Origin of the sequence: Erythrobacter neustonensis, assembly GCF_001663175.1 — a bacterium.
Taxonomy (GTDB): Bacteria; Pseudomonadota; Alphaproteobacteria; order Sphingomonadales; family Sphingomonadaceae; genus Erythrobacter; species Erythrobacter neustonensis.
Genome location: NZ_CP016033.1, coordinates 1,515,059 through 1,532,772, shown reverse-complemented (window position 1 = coordinate 1,532,772; position 17,714 = coordinate 1,515,059). Strand labels below are relative to the sequence as shown.

At 64.5% G+C, this 17,714-nt stretch carries 14 protein-coding genes; 1 reads left to right on the top strand and 13 read right to left on the bottom strand.

Annotation, left to right across the window (positions count from 1 at the left end; genetic code table 11):
- Positions 1 to 4 precede the first annotated feature (4 nt).
- From glgX to A9D12_RS07140, 6 genes are read right to left on the bottom strand one after another with little or no spacing between them, the layout of a single operon-like run.
- Entirely contained in the window at positions 5 to 1,795 is a 1,791-nt protein-coding gene (gene glgX, locus A9D12_RS07165; RefSeq protein WP_068350670.1) for a glycogen debranching protein GlgX, read from the bottom strand.
- The gene (locus tag A9D12_RS07160) at positions 1,792 to 3,423 is read right to left on the bottom strand and encodes an alpha-D-glucose phosphate-specific phosphoglucomutase (protein ID WP_068350669.1); all 1,632 of its coding nucleotides are present in this window, start codon (positions 3,421 to 3,423) and stop codon (positions 1,792 to 1,794) included. Before A9D12_RS07160 ends, glgX begins: the two co-directional genes overlap by 4 nt.
- A complete protein-coding gene (gene glgA, locus A9D12_RS07155) occupies positions 3,420 to 4,877 on the bottom strand; it encodes a glycogen synthase GlgA (protein WP_068350668.1) in 1,458 nt (485 codons plus the stop codon). Before glgA ends, A9D12_RS07160 begins: the two co-directional genes overlap by 4 nt.
- Positions 4,874 to 6,139: a glucose-1-phosphate adenylyltransferase gene (gene glgC, locus A9D12_RS07150; RefSeq protein ID WP_068350667.1), complete on the bottom strand. Its 1,266-nt coding sequence runs from the start codon at positions 6,137 to 6,139 to the stop codon at positions 4,874 to 4,876. The genes glgA and glgC overlap by 4 nt, the downstream gene beginning before the upstream one ends.
- A gap of 31 nt (positions 6,140 to 6,170) precedes the next feature.
- Positions 6,171 to 8,333, bottom strand: coding sequence for a 1,4-alpha-glucan branching protein GlgB (gene glgB, locus A9D12_RS07145; RefSeq protein ID WP_068350666.1), 2,163 nt, complete (start codon positions 8,331 to 8,333; stop codon positions 6,171 to 6,173).
- Positions 8,330 to 10,744: a glycogen/starch/alpha-glucan phosphorylase gene (locus A9D12_RS07140; protein ID WP_231889726.1), complete on the bottom strand. Its 2,415-nt coding sequence runs from the start codon at positions 10,742 to 10,744 to the stop codon at positions 8,330 to 8,332. The genes glgB and A9D12_RS07140 overlap by 4 nt, the downstream gene beginning before the upstream one ends.
- 206 nt (positions 10,745 to 10,950) lie before the next feature.
- Here A9D12_RS07140 and malQ point away from each other — a divergent pair, with 206 nt between their 5' ends.
- A complete protein-coding gene (gene malQ, locus A9D12_RS07135) occupies positions 10,951 to 12,942 on the top strand; it encodes a 4-alpha-glucanotransferase (RefSeq protein ID WP_197489893.1) in 1,992 nt (663 codons plus the stop codon).
- 20 nt (positions 12,943 to 12,962) lie between these two features.
- Here the strand turns inward: malQ and A9D12_RS07130 are convergent, their stop codons facing one another.
- The 7 genes from A9D12_RS07130 to A9D12_RS07100 form a co-directional block, all read right to left on the bottom strand.
- Entirely contained in the window at positions 12,963 to 13,793 is an 831-nt protein-coding gene (locus A9D12_RS07130) for a crotonase/enoyl-CoA hydratase family protein (protein WP_068350664.1), read from the bottom strand.
- A 73-nt stretch (positions 13,794 to 13,866) separates the two neighbouring features.
- A complete protein-coding gene (locus A9D12_RS07125; protein WP_068350663.1) occupies positions 13,867 to 14,256 on the bottom strand; it encodes a response regulator transcription factor in 390 nt (129 codons plus the stop codon).
- The gene (locus tag A9D12_RS07120; RefSeq protein WP_082925448.1) at positions 14,253 to 14,735 is read right to left on the bottom strand and encodes a JAB domain-containing protein; all 483 of its coding nucleotides are present in this window, start codon (positions 14,733 to 14,735) and stop codon (positions 14,253 to 14,255) included. Before A9D12_RS07120 ends, A9D12_RS07125 begins: the two co-directional genes overlap by 4 nt.
- 43 nt (positions 14,736 to 14,778) lie before the next feature.
- Entirely contained in the window at positions 14,779 to 15,285 is a 507-nt protein-coding gene (locus tag A9D12_RS07115) for a hypothetical protein (RefSeq protein ID WP_068350662.1), read from the bottom strand.
- Between the two features lie 4 nt (positions 15,286 to 15,289).
- Positions 15,290 to 15,646, bottom strand: coding sequence for a hypothetical protein (locus A9D12_RS07110; protein WP_068350661.1), 357 nt, complete (start codon positions 15,644 to 15,646; stop codon positions 15,290 to 15,292).
- A 25-nt stretch (positions 15,647 to 15,671) separates the two neighbouring features.
- Positions 15,672 to 16,274 (bottom strand): helix-turn-helix domain-containing protein, encoded by a 603-nt coding sequence (locus A9D12_RS07105; RefSeq protein WP_068353939.1) that lies wholly within the window; start codon positions 16,272 to 16,274, stop codon positions 15,672 to 15,674.
- A 105-nt stretch (positions 16,275 to 16,379) separates the two neighbouring features.
- Positions 16,380 to 17,579 carry an LL-diaminopimelate aminotransferase gene (locus tag A9D12_RS07100; RefSeq protein WP_068350660.1) on the bottom strand — a complete coding sequence of 400 codons (1,200 nt, stop codon included), beginning with the start codon at positions 17,577 to 17,579 and terminating at the stop codon, positions 16,380 to 16,382.
- Between the last annotated feature and the right edge of the window lie 135 nt (positions 17,580 to 17,714).

Sequence of the window (17,714 nt, the reverse complement as noted above, 5' to 3'; positions counted from 1 at the left end):
CGGATCAGCCGCCCAGAGTCGCCTTGCGTTCGGCGCGATCGATCCGGATCACCGGGTAATCCGAGCCCTCGGGCGGATGATAGACAAAGCCCGGGGTGGCAGGGTCTTCCCACTCGCCCGGATTGAGACCATCGCCGCCGAGCGATCGCCATTCGCCGCCTTCCGGAAAGCGCGTGAGCTTGTCCAAGTGGCGATTGCGTTCAGCGGCAAGCGCGGCGACGTGATCCTCCAGCCCGGTGTCGCGCGCGGACCAGTCGATCGGCCAGTCCTGACAGTAGGCGTTGTTGTTGCCATGCTGGGTGCGGCCGAATTCGTCGCCCGCGGTGAGCATGATCGTGCCGGTCGAGGCGAAGAGCGTGCCCAGCAAGGCGCGCAGATCGGCCGCGCGGCAGGCAAGCACGTGCGGATCGTCGGTCGGCCCTTCGGCGCCGCAATTCCACGAATTGTTGTCGCTGTGTCCGTCGCGATTGTCTTCGCCGTTCGCCTCGTTGTGGCGCTCGTTGTAGGCCACCGTATCGGCCAGCGTGAACCCATCGTGCGCGGCAAGGAAGTTGATGCTGCGGGTCTGTTCGCCGAACAGGTCGGACGATCCGGCAAGCCGGGTCGCGAGCACATTGATCCCCGCCTCGCCCTTCCAGAATTTGCGGACATCGTCGCGGAACCGGTCGTTCCATTCGAGCCACGTGTCAGGGAACTGACCCACCTGGTAACCGCCCGGCCCAATGTCCCAGGGTTCGGCAATCATGACTCGGTCCTGCAACCACTCGTCCTGCGCGATCGCGGCGAAGATCGGGGCTTCAGGATCGAAACCGGGGCTGCGCGCCATGATCGGCGCAAGGTCGAAGCGGAAACCGTCGATCCCGCAGCGCGCGACGAAGTGGCGCATCGTGTCGAGCGCAAGTTCGCGGATCCATTCCTGACCGAAATCGACCGTGTTGCCGCATCCCGAATCGTTCAGCATCACGCCGTCTTCGCTGCGCGCATAGGCGGTATCGTCGAGGCCGCGCAGGCAGATGACATTCCCCGTCGCGTCGCCCTCCCCGGTGTGGTTGAAAACCAGATCGAGCAAGACCCCGATCCCCTCGGCATGCAAGACCTCGACCGTCTTGCGCAGCTCGGGAACGCCGCCGGGGCAAAGGCCCGGATCGAGCGCCATCATTGCAACCGGATTATAACCCCAGTGGTTCGCAAGCCCGAGCGGCCCGAGGTGCGGTTCATCCATCCAGGCGATGATCGGCATGAATTCGACCGCGCTGACACCGATCTTCTTGAGGTGCGCCATCACCGCCGGATGCGCCATCGCCGCGATCGTGCCGCGGATATTTTCCGGCACGTCGGGATGTTCGAGCGTGAACAGCCGGACGTTGACCTCGTAGATCAGGCCGCCATGCGTAAAGGCGGGCGGGGCCTTTGGAAAGGCCTCGTATTCGCGCATCACGATCGCGCGCGGCACGATGTGCGCGGTGTCCGCGGCGTGTTCGGTGAGCGACTTGTCGGCCTTGAACCGGCGGTCGAGTTGCGTTGCGTGCGGATCGACCAGCAGTTTCGCCTCGTCGAACCACAGCCCCTTGTCCGGCGCCCATTCACCCTTGGCGCGGTAGCCATAGCGTTGCCCGGTCAGATCCTCGGGCAATTCGGTGACCCAGTGCTCGCCATCATCGTCGCGCGTCATCGCGATGCGCGTTTCCTTGTCGTCGCTATCGAACAGGCACAGGTCGAGCTGGTCGGCGCGCGGCGCGCGGACACGGAAGCGGGTCGTGCCATCGCTGACGATGGCGCCGAGATCGGCGCTCATGTCACGACATCCGGCGCGGTGCGGCCAGTCAGCGCGGCGATGCGCGCAAGCTTTTCCGCCGCATCAATGATATCGGTCAGCATGGTCAGGGTATCTCCGTCGAGGATGCCATCGAGAGGCTCGTAGCGTTCGAGATACAAGCGGATCGTCGCGCCTTGTGTTCCCGTGCCCGACAAGCGCACGACAAACCGGCTGCCCCCTGCAAAGCCGATGCGCAGGCCCTGGTCCGCGCTCACTGCGCCATCGACCGGGTCGGTATAGGCGAAACTGTCGGCCATGCTGACGGTCAGCGGGCCGACCGCCGTCCCGGGCAGGTCGGCAAGCTGCGCGGTCAATGCGGCAACGACCGCTTCGGCCGCGGCACTGTCGACGTTTTCATAGTCGAACCGGGCATAGTAGTTGCGCCCGAAGCGCGCCCAGTGCTCCTCGGCGATCTGGCGCACGGGCTTTCCGGTGGCCGCAAGGATGTTGAGCCACAGCAACACCGCCCACAGCCCGTCCTTCTCGCGCACGTGATCGCTCCCGGTGCCCGCGCTTTCCTCGCCGCAGATCGTCGCCTTTCCAGCGTCGAGCAGCGTGCCGAAGAACTTCCAGCCCGTCGGCGTTTCCCATGCGGGAATGCCCAGAGCCTCAGCCACGCGATCGGCTGCGGCGCTGGTCGGCATGGAGCGCGCGATGCCCTTCAATCCGCCCGCATAGGCCGGGGCATGGTGCGCATTGGCTGCCAGCATCGCGAGCGAATCCGACGGGGTAATGAAGATGCCCTTGCCGATGATCAGGTTGCGGTCGCCGTCCCCGTCCGATGCCGCGCCAAGCGCGGGCGCATCGGGCGACATCATCAGATCGTAAAGCACGCGGGCATGGACCAGATTGGGATCGGGGTGATGCCCGCCGAAATCTTCGAGCGGGGTGCCGTTATGCACCGTGCCCGTCGGGAAGCCGAGCCTGCGTTCGAGGATTTCGGTGGCATAGGGGCCGGTGACCGCGTGCATCGCATCGAACGCCATCGTCAGCCCGCCGCGCACGGCTTCCCGGATCGCGGCGAAATCGAACAGCTGCTCCATCAGATCGGCATAGTCCGCGACAGGATCGATCACGTCGACGATCATGTCGCCGATGAGGGACGTGCCGATCCGGTCGAGGTCGATGTCCGCGCCGTCTTCGGCAATCATCCACCGGTCGATCGCTTGCGTGCGGGCATAGATCGCCTCGGTCACCGCCTCGGGCGCGGGGCCGCCATTGGCGATGTTGTACTTGATCCCGAAATCCTCGTCCGGACCGCCGGGATTGTGGCTGGCCGACAGGATCAGCCCGCCGCTCGCGCGGTATTTGCGGATCACATGGCTCGCGGCCGGGGTCGAAAGGATGCCGCCCTGCCCCACCAGCACGCGGGCATAGCCATTGGCCGCAGCCATGCGGATCGCAGTGGCAATCACGGCGCGGTTGTGAAACCGCCCGTCGCCGCCGATCACCAGCGCCGCACCCTCACCGCGCTCGGCAACGTCGAACACCGACTGGATGAAGGTTTCGGCATAGCCCGGTTGCTGAAACACGCGAACTTTCTTGCGCAGCCCCGATGTGCCGGGTTTCTGACCGCTGAAAGGCGTGGCGGCGACTGTCGTGATCATCCCTGTGTCCTGGTCAATTGGCGGTAGAGCGCGGCATAGGCAGCGCCGCTGGCGCCCCATGAAAAATCGGCGCGCATCCCGTTTTTCTGGATGCGTCTCCATTCTGCCGGCTGCGCATAGAGGTTGGCTGTGCGGCTGATCGCCATTGCCAGCATCGTGTCGGTGACGGCATTCATCTGGATGCCAGTGGCGACCCCTGCGGCGAGTGCGGCAGGGTTGGCATCGATCACCGTATCGGCAAGCCCGCCGGTGCGTGACACGACCGGTACGCAGCCATAGGCCAGTCCGTAAAGCTGGGTCAGCCCGCATGGCTCGAACCGGCTGGGGATAAGGATCGCATCGCCGCCTGCCTGCAAACGGTGCGAGAGCGCCTCGTCATAGCCGATCCGCACCCCGATCCGCCCAGGGTGGCGCGCGGCGGCGGCGAGGAAAGCCTCTTCCATCTCGCTGTCACCCGATCCCAGCAACGCAAGCCGCCCGCCAATCCCCACCAGATGATCGAGCACGCCGGCGAGCACATCCATGCCCTTTTGCCAAGTCAGGCGGCTGACGACGATGAACAGCGGGCCATCGCCCGGAGCCAGCCCGAATTCGCGTTCCAGCGCGCGTTTGTTGCGCACCCGCGACGCCAGCCGGGATACGGAGAAAGTGGCTGCAAGCGTGGGATCATTTGCCGAATTCCAGTCGGCGGTATCGATCCCGTTCAGAATTCCATGGACGCATCCCGAACGCGCCTGCACGATCCCTTCGAGCCCCATGCCGAATTCTGCCGAGCGGATTTCCCCGGCATAGGTCGGGCTGACGGTGGTGATCGCATAGGCCAGCTGCATGCCTGCCTTGAGATAGCCGACCTGCCCATAGGCCTCGACTCCGTCGACGTGCCAGGCGGCCTCGGCAAGGCCGAGCTCGGGAAATATTTCGGGCGGAAAGGCACCCTGAAACGCCATGTTATGGATCGTCATGATGCTCGGCACGGGTGCGGCATCTGCATCGTCGGAATAGCGCAGGTAGGCAGGCACCAGACCGGCCTGCCAGTCATGCGCATGGACCAGATCGAACGTCCGCCCCTTCACCGCGCCGCGCGCGACATCCGCTGCGGCGCGCGAGAATGCGGCAAAGCGCCGCCAGTTGTCGTCCCAGTCCTGCCCCGAAGCGTCACCATAGGGCCCGCCCGCGCGATCGAAGAGCGCGGGCGCATCGAGCACCAGCAAATCGTGATCGCCAATTTTGCCGGCCAGAAGGCGCGCCGGGGTGCCCAGCAACGCGGGCCATTTGTAAAGCGCACGCGTCTTACCGAGGGCCGCCAGCACCGCGGGGTAGCCGGGAAGCATGGTGGTCACTTCCACCCCCTGCCGGGCCAGCGCCGCGGGCAAAGCGCCAGCGACATCGGCCAGCCCGCCGGTCTTGATCAGCGGCGCGGCCTCGGACGCGACCGACAGAACCCTCAGCGTCACAGCCCCAGACGCGCCATCATGTCGCGGGTGACCAGCACCACGCCTTTTTCGGACACGCGGAAGCGGCTTGCATCGAGCGCGGGATCCTCGCCGATCACCATGCCTTCGGGGATACGCACGCCCGAATCGATGATCACCCGCCGCAGCCGTGCGCCGCGCCCGATGTTGCAATAGGGCAGGATCACCGCTTCGTGCGCGCTCGAATAGCTGCCCAGTTTGACCCCGGTGAACAGCAGGCTGCGCACCACTTCGGAACCCGAGACGATGCAATCGCCCGACACCAGAGACGAGACGGCAAAGCCGCGCCGGCCGTCCTCGTCGTGCACGAACTTGGCCGGTGCGGCGACCACCGCATCGGTCCAGATCGGCCAATCGCGATCATACAGGTTCAGCTTGGGGACGGTGTCGGTGAGGTCGAGGTTGGCTTCGAAATAGGCATCGAGCGTGCCCACATCGCGCCAGTATTCCTCGATCTCCTCGGCTGCGCGGATGCAGCTGTTGGTGAACCGGTGCGCCACCGCTTTGCCGTGCTTGACGATATAGGGGATGATGTCGCCGCCGAAATCGCGTTTGGAGGTGGGGTCGTCGGCATCGCGGCGCAATTGTTCGAACAGGAATTCGGTGTTGAAAACGTAGATGCCCATCGAAGCGAGCGCCATGCCTTCATTACCGGGGATGCCGGGCGGGTCGGCGGGCTTTTCGACGAAGGCGGTGATCGTATCGGCGCCGTCGACCTGCATGACGCCGAAGCCGGTCGCTTCCATCCGCGGCACGACCAGACAGCCAACGGTGACATCCGCGCCCGAATTGACGTGCTGCTGCAGCATCAATTCGTAATCCATCTTGTAGATGTGGTCGCCCGCAAGGATAACCATGTACTTGGGTGCAAGGCTGGCGATGATGTCCATGTTCTGGAACACCGCATCGGCCGTGCCTTCGTACCACTGGTTCTCCGACACGCGCTGGCTGGCGGGCAGGATATCGAAGCTTTCGTTGCGTTCGGGGCGCAGGAACGTCCAGGCGCGCTGCATGTGGCGGATCAGTGAATGCGCCTTGTACTGTGTCGCCACCCCGATGCGGCGGATGCCCGAATTGATCGCGTTCGACAGCGCAAAATCGATGATCCGCGATTTGCCGCCGAAATAGACCGCGGGCTTGGCTCGCCGGTCGGTCAGCTCCATCAAACGGCTGCCGCGCCCGCCTGCCAGCACATAGGCCATGGCATCGCGCGCCAGCGGCCTGCCCGTCGTCCTCTTGTCCATCCCGCTCTCTCCCGGATCGATATCTTGGTATTCAGCCTGTGAATTGCAGCATGATCGTGGCGAGCGGGGGCAGCAAGACATGCGCCGCTCCGCCGCTTGCACTCACTTTCCCGAGATTGCCCTTCGCGCTGCCACCATAAGTCTCTGCATCCGAATTGATTATCTCGGCCCATGTTCCGTCATGCGGCAGAGGAATACGGTAGCCGGTGTGATAGTTGGGCGTCATGTTGGCGATCACTGCAACCGGCGCCGCGCCGGGTGCCCGCCGCAGCCAGGCGAACACCGAATTGTCGGCATCGTCCGCGATCAGCCATTCGAACCCTTCCGCCTCGCAATCCCGCGCGTGGAGCGCCGGCGTTTCGCGGTAGACGCGGTTGAGATCGCGGATCAGATCGGCAACCCCACGATGCGCCGGCGCGTCGAGCAGTTCCCAGTCGAGCGCGCGGCTTTCACTCCATTCACGGCGCTGGGCGAATTCCTGGCCCATGAAGAGCAGCTTTTTGCCCGGGTATCCCCACATCATCGCGTAATAAGCGCGCAGATTGGCGAATTGCTGCCAGTCATCGCCGCTCATCTTGCCGAGGATCGTGCCCTTCCCGTGCACCACCTCGTCATGGCTCAAAGGCAGGACGAAGTTTTCGGTGAAGGCATAGACCAGCCCGAAGGTGATCTCGTGGTGGTGGTATTTGCGGTGGACCGGATCGCGCGCCATGTATTGCAGCGTGTCGTGCATGAAGCCCATGTTCCACTTGAACCCGAAGCCCAGCGCGGCGCGCGGGCCTTCGGCATAGGCGGGCTGGGAGACGCCGGGCCATGAGGTCGATTCCTCGGCGATCGTCATCACGCCCGCATGCGTGCCATACAGCGCGCGGTTGGTGGCCTGCATGAATTCGACCGCCTCCCAATTCTCGCGCCCGCCTTCGGCATTGGGGATCCATTCGTCGGGCTGCCGCGAGTAATCGCGGTAAAGCATCGAGGCGACCGCATCGACGCGAAGGCCATCGACATGATATTTCTCGGCCCAGAACAGCGCGTTGTTGACGAGGAATGCGCGCACTTCCTGCCGCCCGAAATTGTAGATCGCGGTGTTCCAGTCGGGGTGAAAGCCGAGCCGCGGGTCTTCGTGTTCGTAAAGCGCGGTGCCATCGAACCGGGCAAGCCCGTGATCATCGACCGGAAAGTGCGCGGGCACCCAGTCGATCAGCACGCCGATCCCGGCGCGGTGCGCGCCGTCGACGAAACGCGCGAAACCCTCCACATCGCCAAAGCGCGCCGAGGGAGCGTAGAGCCCGGTGGTCTGGTAGCCCCAGCTGGGATCATAGGGGTGTTCGCTGACCGGCATGAATTCGATATGGGTAAAGCCCATGTCGAGCACATAGGGGATCAGCCGCGCGGCCAATTCATCCCAGCCGAGAAACCAGCCATTGTCGTCGCGCTGCCACGAGCCGGGGTGGACTTCATAGATCGATATCGCCTCGCGCCGGGGATCGACGCTAGCCCAGTGCGCGCGGTGCGCATCATCGCCCCACTCGCGCTTGACGGGGCAGGCGACGATGCTGGCGGTTTTTGGGCGCAGTTCGCTGGCGAAGGCAAAGGGATCGGCCTTCAATGGCTGTACCGTGCCATCCGGCCCGACGATCCGGTATTTGTAGATCGCGCCTTCGCCGATGCCGGGGACGAAGATTTCCCATACCCCGATATCCGCGCGGCGGCGCATCATGTGGGCGGCGCCGTTCCAGCCGTTGAAGTCGCCCACCAGTGTCACGGATCGTGCATTGGGCGCCCACACCGCAAAGTGAACGCCGCTCGCGCCTTCATGGTCGATCACATGCGCGCCGAGCTTGTCGAACAGGCGGTAATGCGTGCCTTCGGCGATCAAGAAATCGTCCATCGGGCCCAGCACGGGGCCAAAGGAATAGGGATCGGTCACCCACCACTGGCTGTCACCGGCGCGGCAGGAATAGCGGATCGGCTGCGGCGGACCGCGCAAAGTGCCTTCGAACAGTGGCCCGTCGATCCGGGTCATCGCGCCGAGGTGCTCGCCTTCGAGCGAAAATGCCTCGGCCTGTTCGGCGCCGTGGAGGATCGCACGGGCAAAGGTGCCCTCCGGCCCTGCATGCGTGCCCAGCAGCGCGAAAGGATCCGCGTGCGAACCATCGAGCAACGCGGCGATGGCTTCGGGCGGCGGCCTCACTTCACGCCCCAGATCTCGCGGGCGTATTCGGAAATCGTGCGATCGGAGGAGAACCATCCGACATTGGCAATGTTCATGATTGCCGACTTGCGCCAGCCGGCGCGGTTTTGCCAGCGTGCATCGACATCGCGCTGGGCGGCGGCATAGGCGTCAAAATCGGCAGCGACCATAAACCAATCCGATTGCATCAGCGCGTCCATCAGCCCGCGGTAGCGATCGGGCTCGTCCGGGCTGAACACGCCATCGGCGATGCATTTGACCGCCTGCGCCAGTTCATGGCTGCTTTCGATCACCTCGCGCGGATTGTAACCCTTGGCGCGGGTCGCGGCGACTTCTTCCGCCGTCAGCCCGAAGATCACGATATTGTCGCGCCCGACACGGTCCATGATCTCGATATTCGCCCCGTCGAGCGTGCCGATGGTCAGCGCGCCGTTGAAGGCGAACTTCATGTTGCCCGTGCCCGACGCTTCCATGCCTGCGGTCGAGATCTGTTCGCTGAGGTCTGCTGCCGGGATGATCTTCTCGGCAAGGCTGACGTTGTAATTGGGAACGAACACCACCTTCAACACCTCGCCCACGCTGGGGTCGGAATTGATCCGCCGGGCGATATCATTGGCGAGTTTGATGATCAGCTTGGCGTTGTGATAGGTCGGCGCCGCCTTGCCGCCGAAGATCTTCACCCGCGGCACCCAGTCGCGTTCGGGATGACTTCGGATTTGGTCATAGAGCGCGACCGTCTCGATCAGGTTGAGAAGCTGCCGCTTGTATTCGTGGATGCGCTTGATCTGCACATCGAACAGGGCGTCGGGATCGAGGCGCAGGCCCGTCAACTCGCGCAAGTGGTTCGACAGATCGACCTTGTTGGCGCGCTTGACCTCGTCCACCCGCTCGCCCAGCGCTGCGTCGCCCGCCATCGCCGCAAGATCAGACAGTCTCTCGGCATCGGCGATGAAACCATCGCCGATCGCTTCGCGGACAAGTCCGGTCAGGCGTGGATTCGACTGATGCAGCCAGCGGCGCGGGGTGACACCATTGGTCTTGTTGTTGATGCGCGTGGGATAGAGTTTGTGGAGATCGGCAAACACCGTCTCCTTCATCAGCCCGGTGTGCAGCGCCGCCACCCCGTTCACCGAATGCGCGCCGACAAAGGCAAGGTTCGCCATCCGCACGCGGCGCTCGCCATGTTCGTCGATCAGCGAGATCGCAGCGATCGCGGCATCGTCGAGCCCTGCACGGCGCGCTTCGCGCAGCACGTTGGCATTGATCGCGTAGATGATCTGCATGTGCCGCGGCAGCATCCGCTCGAACAATGGCAGCGGCCAGCTTTCGAGCGCTTCGGGCAGCAACGTGTGGTTGGTGTAACCGATCGTGGCGCGGGTGATATCCCAGCTTTCCGCGAAGGTGAGGTGATGCTCGTCCATCAGCAAGCGCATCAGCTCGGCGACAGCAACCGAAGGGTGCGTGTCGTTAAGCTGGATCGCCGCCTTGTCGGGCAGCGTGCGGATGTCGCCGTGATATTGCACGTGGCGGCGCACGATGTCCTGAATGCTGGCCGAGGAGAAGAAGAACTCCTGCCGCAGCCGCAACTCCTGCCCCGCCGCGGTCGAATCCGCCGGATAGAGCACGCGCACCAGCGTATCGGCGCGCACCTGCCCTGCCAGCGCGCCCGCGTGATCGCCTGCGTTGAAGGCTGCCAGTTGGATTGGATCGAGCGCGTTGGCGGTCCACAGCCTGAGCGTGTTGACCCGCTTGCCCTGCCAGCCGACCACCGGAGTATCGACCGCGGTTGCTTCGATCTGTTCTGCCGGGGCCCAGCGGATCGCGCCTTGATCACTGGTCACTTCGCCGCCGAACCCGATCAGATAGGCGCTTTCGCGGCGCTCGAACTCCCACGGGTTGCCATGCGCGAGCCAAGTTTCGGGCAGTTCCACCTGCCAGCCTTCGTCGATCCGCTGCCGGAACATACCGTTGATGTAACGGATGCCATAACCAAAGGCGGGAATGTCGAGGCTGGCGAGGCTTTCCATGAAACACGCCGCGAGCCGCCCGAGCCCGCCATTGCCGAGCGCGGCGTCAGGCTCAAGCTCCTCCAGCCGCGCAAGATCGAGCCCGTGCCGTTCGAGCGCCTGCTCCATCACCCGGTTGCACCCGAGGTTCGACAGCGCATCGCGCAGCAGCCGCCCGATCAGGAATTCGAGGCTGAGGTAATAGACCCGTTTGCCCGCCGCTTCATGGGTGCGCGCGGTCGATGCGAACCACTTGTCGATGATATCGTCACGCAGCGCGAGCACGGCGGCGTTGTACCAGTCGTGCGGTTTGGCCGCGCGTTCGTTCTTGCCGACGCGGTGGTGCAGCGCGTCCAGAATCCGCGTCTCGAATTCCTGCACCTTGCCTTGGGGGCTGTTGGTCACGCGCGCCGCACTCCTTGATGATCCGGAAGCGGCATCATGCCGGGCGGCGTTCTCCGCCAGCATGCCTCGCCCCACCGGCAATGGTTTGCATCCTAATCAGGTGCGCCGCATTGCAGCAATCGCAGAAGTGCCGCCACAATCGTATTCATGCGACTATTTTGCTCCCGGAGCGCCGGCGGTGCTTGCCAGACGCGGCGAAGCGCCCGATGCGCATCGGTGACAAGGAGGCGGCGATGGAGCAATTGCACGCGCTGGCGCAGGCCGCAGGGTTGCAGCGCGACTGGATCGATGTCGAAGGCCGTCACCAGCAGGTGAGCGATGAGGCCTTGGCGGCTGCGCTTCACGCGCTGGGCCATGAGGCCTCCGACGAGCGCCAGATCGCGCGCAGCCGCGTGGCGATCGACGATGCCCGGCGTGCCCTTCCCGCGATGCTGGTTGCCGATTGCGGGACGGTGATCGAATTGCCCTTCGCCCCGGCGCGCGCCGAGGTGACCGGAGAGGATGGCGTGACCCGCGCGCTGCAACTCAGCGGCACTCGCATTACCGCGCCCGATGTCCCGGGCTATTACGACCTTGTGCTCGACGACAATGTCACGCGTCTGGCCGCAGCGCCGCACAATTGCCCGCTGCCCGACCAAAGCCGCCGGCGCCCGTGGGGCGTGGGGGTGCAGATCCCGGCGCTGCGCGGCGAACGCCCCTCGCCCTACGGCACCTTCGGCGAACTTGCCGAAGCCGCCCGCGCCTTCGGCGCTGCGGGGGCCGATGCATTGGCGATCAATCCGGTCCACGCCCTGTTTCCCGGGCATGGCAGGCATCACAGCCCCTATTCGCCGTCGAGCCGCCTGTTCCTGAACGGCGCGCTGGCCGATCCTGCGCTGGCGGGGCTTGCGCCGCTGCCAACTGAACCCGGAGGCCCGCTGATCGATTGGGGCGACGCTTTGCCGCGCCGCCAGGCACAACTGCGCGCGATATTCGACGCGCTCGACCCTGCCCGCCGCGCAGCGATGGTCGTGGCCGATGATGAAATGCTGCGCCGCCATGCCTTGTTCGACGCGCTCGATTGCCATTTCCGTGCTGCCACAGGCGCGCATGGCTGGCGCGGCTGGCCGTCCGAATTCCGGGACCCCGAAAGCGAGGATGCGGCGCGCTTTGCCGCGCAGAACGCCGACGAAATCGTCTTCCACCTGTTCGTGCAGAACGTCGCGCGCACCGGGCTGGAGGCCGCCCAATCTTCTGCCAAGGGCGCGGGGATGCAAATCGGGCTGATCGGCGATCTGGCGGTCGGGGTCGATCCTTCGGGCAGCGATGCCTGGTCGCTGCGCCACGCGATGCTCGATGGATTGATGATCGGCGCCCCGCCCGATCCGCTGGGCCCGCTGGGGCAGAACTGGGGTATTACCGGATTTTCGCCGCAGGGGTTGGCCGCGAGCGGTTATGCGCCGTGGATCGCGATGATCCGCGCCGGGCTGGCAGCGGGTGGCGGCCTGAGGATCGATCACGCCTTCGGCCTCGCCCGGCTATGGGTGATCCCCGAAGGCGCAGAGACACAGGACGGGGCGTACCTGACCTATCCGTTCGAGGACCTGATCCGGCTTGCAACCCTCGAAGCGCACCGCGCGGGCGCAGTGATGATCGCCGAGGATCTGGGCACCGCGCCTTATGGCTTTACCGAAGCGGTGACCGACCGGCGGATGCTCGGCATGCGCGTGCTGTGGTTCGAACGCGCCGCCGATCAGGGCTTTATCGGCGCGGGCGATTACGAACCGCTGAGCGCGGCCATGACCGGAACGCATGACACCGTCACCGTCGCCGGGTGGTGGCGCGGGCGCGATCTGTACTGGGCGGATTACCTCGCCCGGCTGCCCGAAGGCATGACCCGCGACGAGGCCGACAGCGTCCGCGACTGGGACCGCGGGCTGTTGTGGTCGACGCTGTCGCACGATCCCGAACGGCCTGCGCCAGACAATCCCGAACCCGTGGTCGATGCCGCAATCGCGCACATCGCCCGCGCGCCTTCGGCGATCGCGCTGGTTTCGCTCGAGGATATGCTGGGGCTGGAGGAACAGCCCAATCTGCCCGGCACGATCGATACCCACCCCAACTGGCGGCGGCGCTGCGATGCGCCGATCGCCGAACTGCTTGCAACCGCCCACGTCGAACGGCGCTGCGGCATATTGTCGGACCTGCGCAAGACGTAACGCGCGGGCGGTTATGCGCGTCAGACGTCGTCGAATTGCGGTTTGCGCCGCTCCATTTCGGCCATCACCGCTTCGACCTGGTTGCGGCTGCGCATGATTGCATGCTGTTCGATGCTTTCCTCCATCAGGATTTCATCGGCGGGGCGCTCCCACATCGCGGCCTGAAGCCGCTTGGCGGCGCGGATCGCGTGCGGGTTCTTGAGCGCGATCTGCCGCGCAATGGCAAAGGCCCGTTCGCGCGGATCGGCATCGAGATAGGTGGCAAGCCCCAGCGCCTGTGCCTCTTGTCCGGAAAATTCGCGGTTGGTGTAGATCAGTTCGCGCAACACATCGTCGCGCACCAGCCCGCGCCACAGGGCATAACCGCCCATGTCGGGAACCAGCCCCCACTTCATCTCCATGATCGCCATCCGCGTTTCGGGATGGACAATGCGGATATCCGCGCCGCTGGCAATCTGCAGCCCGCCGCCGAAACACACGCCGTGGATCGCCGCAATCACCGGCACGGGCAACTTGCGCCATTGCATCGCCACCTGCTGCGGGCGGTTGGCATTGCCATAGGTGCGTTCGGTCAAGGGGGGTTCGTCCTCGGCGGGCTTGCGCGAGAAATTGGACAGGTCGAGCCCGGCGCAGAATGCGCGCCCTTCGCCCGAGAGCACTACCGCGCGCAGGCCCTTCATCCGCTGGAGCGCATGGCCCGCCTCGATCAAGCGTTCGAACATGTCATGGTCGAGCGCGTTCATCTTGTCGCCGCGCACGAAACGGACATCCGCGACCCCGTCGTCGCCGAGCTCGATCACGATCCGGTCATTGGCAAGCGTGGTGGCGGCGGCTGTGGCGGTAGCGGACATGGTGCGGCAATCCTTCGTGATCTGTGCTTGCCGCCAAGATTGGCGGAACGCCTGCGCGCTGTCCAGAGTGACGCTAGCCCCGCATCCAGGCCCGCGCCACGCCGGCAGAGGACTGCGCATCGAGGAACACTCGCCGTTCTCCGTCGGTGCAGATCAGATAGGCCATTCCCACTGTGGCCAGTCGTGCCTTCAACCCGGCAAGACCGCGCACCGCGCTGTCCGGTTCGCGGTCGTCCCCGTTTTGCCTCGTCTCGGCCGACAGTTCATCCGGCGTCAGGCGCTCCCCCGGCACGGCGGCAAGTTGCCACAGCATCGCGAACGCCTCCCGTTCCAGCCCAAGCCAGCAATCATCGACCCGCGCGTCGCAGTGGACGAGATCGAGCGTCAGGTCGCCCGCCGTGCGGAACCGTGCGCCCGGGGCAAGGTTGGCGGCGAAATGGTGGGATGGCGACAGCGCGCTCACAACAGGCCGCCCGCACGCATCGAATAGACCGCATCGTCGGTGAAGATCAGGTGATCCACCAGCCGGATCTCGAGTGCCTGCGCGATTTCGTGCAAGCGCCGGGTGGCGGCGATATCGCAATCGCTCGGACGGCAATGGCCCGACGGGTGGCTATGCGCCAGAATGATGCCGGCCGCATCGCGGCGCAACGCCTCGCCCAGCAGCGTGCGCATGCGGATTGCGAGAGTGGTCATCGTGCCGATCCCGCACGCGGCCTCTCCCAGAAAGCCGCTTTCACGGTTCAGAAAGATTGCATGACCGCGTTCGAAACGGGTCGGCGGGGCAAGCACGATATCGCGCAGATAGGCGATCATCGCACCGGCCCGCTGTTCGCTTGCCTGCGCGCCCCCGCCAAACAGGCGCGGCGGTTCGGACCGTGCAGCTGGTAAAGCGGGCGCGGAAACAGGGAAGGTGGGCTGCAACCGGGCCTGCGTCAGCATGGCGCATGGCCTGCGGCGAAACCGCGATCAGCGGCTGCTTTTGTCATAAGGCATATCCGCCTGAGACAGGCGCCGTCATGCGCCATTCGCGATATCGCCCGTAACGGCGTTCGCGAAAAGCATGGCGCACGAACCCTGCGTTCAGCAGGAGCAGCTGGCAATAGGACGGACCGGTGATCAGGATCACCAGGGCAAGCGGCGAGGCCCCGTCCCAGACGATCGTCATCAGCTGCGTTCCCAGCGCGACCAGTTGGAAACCTGCAACCCACAGCGGGTAATTGCGGTTGGCCCTGAGCGCGATGGCAAGGAACAGCACAAAGGCAATCACGTCCAGCACCAGATGCGCCATCATGAATGGAGCCGCTCCGGAACGGTCGGGCAACAGCCAGCGAATGGCATAGACCGGCACCACCATCGTGGCCAGAAATACGCCGATCAACCATTTCTCCGGCCCCCTGCCCCAGCGCCAGATCGCGCCTGCAAGCAGGACGGCGATCAGATGCTGGGCAGGGACCCGGTAGGCATTGAGGAAATTTATCAGGTCTTCCATGTGATCAGGCAGGAAGCCGTTCCGTCTGTCGCAGCAGATTTGCCGGCAGTGCGTTAAGATCGCTGGGCGGAAGTTTGGTGGGGTCGCCCATGTCGCCAGCGGCATGGACAAGTGCAACCTTGCTCAGTTCGTCATGCACCCGCAAAAGGTTGGTCGACATCGCCAGCGCCTGGCTTTCGGCTTCGGTGAGGCGCAGCAAGGCCCGCTGCCCCGTGTTGACTTCGATCATCGGGTTCTGCCGGGCCGACAGCATCGCCTGCTTCAGCCGCGCCATTGCGATGATCGCTTCGTCTGCAAGGCCTTCGGCTTCGCGGATCAGTTTCTTCAGATTGCGTGCATCGGCAACAATTCGGTTTTCCATCGCGCATCTCCAGCGCAACCGGCGCTCAACCGGTCGCCCCCTTTGACTGAACGGAGAGATAAGCCTTGCCTTCCGTTGCTTCACTGAGGGTAGAGGCGGCGGTAAACACGAGGATCACCGAAGCCAGAATACCTGCGGCGATCCCCACAATCGCGCCCAGTCGCATCAGAACGGCATGCTCACCGTCGAGCACTCCGGGAACCACCCTGGGCTCTCCCGGTCTCAGCCACGGTGCCTGTTCGAAAAGGGGCATCGCATCGCCGAGAACCAGTTGGCCCGGATCGTTCCGGGGCCCCAATTCGGCCAGATGCGGCGCGGGATTAAGCTGCGAATTTGTGTATGCAGATTCGCTGTAGGGCTGCAGCAAGGCTGTATCCGCAAAAGCCCCGAGGTCATCTGAAGGGTTACCTTCCGAAGGATCAGCGATGATCGTGGCGCGGTAATTCTCGACCAGCTCGCCAAGACTGGCTGCGGCGTACACATCCTTGAGCGCGCGGATGTGCTGATTGATGCGGGTTTCGGACACGCCGAGCTCCGCCGCAATCACCTTGATCGGGACGCGGCGGTCGATCCGCTCCATCACGGCGCGTTGCCTGTCGGTTATCCGCCGCTCGGCGCCGGAACCCATTGCAATCTCCATTGGTCGCTTATGCCACGCGTTTGCAAACAAAGGCAATTACGGGCAATAACCCTTGTTAAAGCCTCCGATGCAAGGACACCTAGGGGTGAACCCCTAAGCGGCCGAACTGTTAACTCCCACCGATTGCAAATAGCGCTTGATGTTGCGAGCCGCCTGTCGCAGCCGCTGTTCGTTTTCCACCATCGCGATGCGGACAAAGCCTTCGCCGTTTTCGCCGTAACCCACGCCCGGAGCAACCGCGACCTGCGCCTGGGTGAGCAGCTGCTTGGAAAATTCGAGGCTGCCCATCGATTTCAGCGCCGGCGGCAGGGGAGCCCAGGCGAACATCGAGGCGGGCGGCGGCGGAATGTCCCAGCCAGCCCGGCCAAACGCCTCGACCATCACGTCGCGGCGCTTGTGGTAAAGCTGACGGTTGCTTTCGATAATGTCCTGCGGCCCGTTCAGCGCGGCGCAGGCCGCTGCCTGAATCGGCGTGAAGGCACCGTAATCGAGATAGGACTTCACGCGCGTCAACGCCGCGATCAGCTTGGGATTGCCGACCGCAAACCCCATCCGCCAGCCGGCCATCGAATAGGTCTTGGACATCGAGGTGAACTCGATGGCGACATCCTTGGCACCCGGCACCTCCATGATCGAACGCGTCGGCTTGCCGTCGAAATAGAGTTCGGAATAGGCCAGATCGCTGACGATCCAGACCTGATTTTCCTTCGCCCAAGCCACCAGCCGCTCGTAGAACGGCAGGTCGACGGTTTCCGCGGTGGGGTTGGACGGATAGCTGACCACGAGCACGCTGGGGCGCGGAACGGTGTAGTTCATCGCCCGCTCGAGCGATTCCCAGTAATGCTCGTCCGGCGTGGTCGGCACCGACCGGATCGTTGCGCCGGCAATGATGAAGCCGAAGGTATGGATCGGGTAGCTGGGATTGGGAGCCAGCACCACATCGCCCGGCGCGATGATCGCAGTCGCGAGGCTCGACAGCCCTTCCTTCGATCCCATCGTCACCACCACTTCGGTATCGGGATCAAGTTCGACCCCGAACCGGCGCGCGTAATAGCCCGCCTTGGCGCGGCGCAGGCCCGGAATGCCCTTGGACTGCGAATAGCCGTGCGCATCGGGCTTCGCCGCCACTTCGCACAGCTTGTCGATGACATGGCTCGGCGGCGGCTGGTCGGGGTTGCCCATACCCAGATCGATGATATCGCGCCCTTCAAGCCGCGCTGCATGACGCATGGCATTGACCTCCGCGATCACATACGGGGGCATCCGCTTCATGCGATAGAACTGGTCATTCATGGTATGTCATACCCTTGTCTTGCGGGCGGTTGATGCGTTTGCGCGACACTTCCCTTGGCGAATATTGCGCTGACTGGGAAGCGGGTTTCGGTGAGTTGCAGCACAAGCCGATTGACGGCACTATCACGCCCCACG

Coding starts and splice junctions, on each gene's coding strand:
- glgX (WP_068350670.1), bottom strand. CDS start 1,795: ATGAGCGCCGATCTCGGCGCCATCGTCAGCGATGGCACGACCCGCTTC.
- A9D12_RS07160 (WP_068350669.1), bottom strand. CDS start 3,423: ATGATCACGACAGTCGCCGCCACGCCTTTCAGCGGTCAGAAACCCGGC.
- glgC (WP_068350667.1), bottom strand. CDS start 6,139: ATGGACAAGAGGACGACGGGCAGGCCGCTGGCGCGCGATGCCATGGCC.
- malQ (WP_197489893.1), top strand. CDS start 10,951: ATGCGCATCGGTGACAAGGAGGCGGCGATGGAGCAATTGCACGCGCTG.
- A9D12_RS07130 (WP_068350664.1), bottom strand. CDS start 13,793: ATGTCCGCTACCGCCACAGCCGCCGCCACCACGCTTGCCAATGACCGG.
- A9D12_RS07120 (WP_082925448.1), bottom strand. CDS start 14,735: ATGCTGACGCAGGCCCGGTTGCAGCCCACCTTCCCTGTTTCCGCGCCC.
- A9D12_RS07115 (WP_068350662.1), bottom strand. CDS start 15,285: ATGGAAGACCTGATAAATTTCCTCAATGCCTACCGGGTCCCTGCCCAG.
- A9D12_RS07110 (WP_068350661.1), bottom strand. CDS start 15,646: ATGGAAAACCGAATTGTTGCCGATGCACGCAATCTGAAGAAACTGATC.
- A9D12_RS07105 (WP_068353939.1), bottom strand. CDS start 16,274: ATGGGTTCCGGCGCCGAGCGGCGGATAACCGACAGGCAACGCGCCGTG.
- A9D12_RS07100 (WP_068350660.1), bottom strand. CDS start 17,579: ATGAATGACCAGTTCTATCGCATGAAGCGGATGCCCCCGTATGTGATC.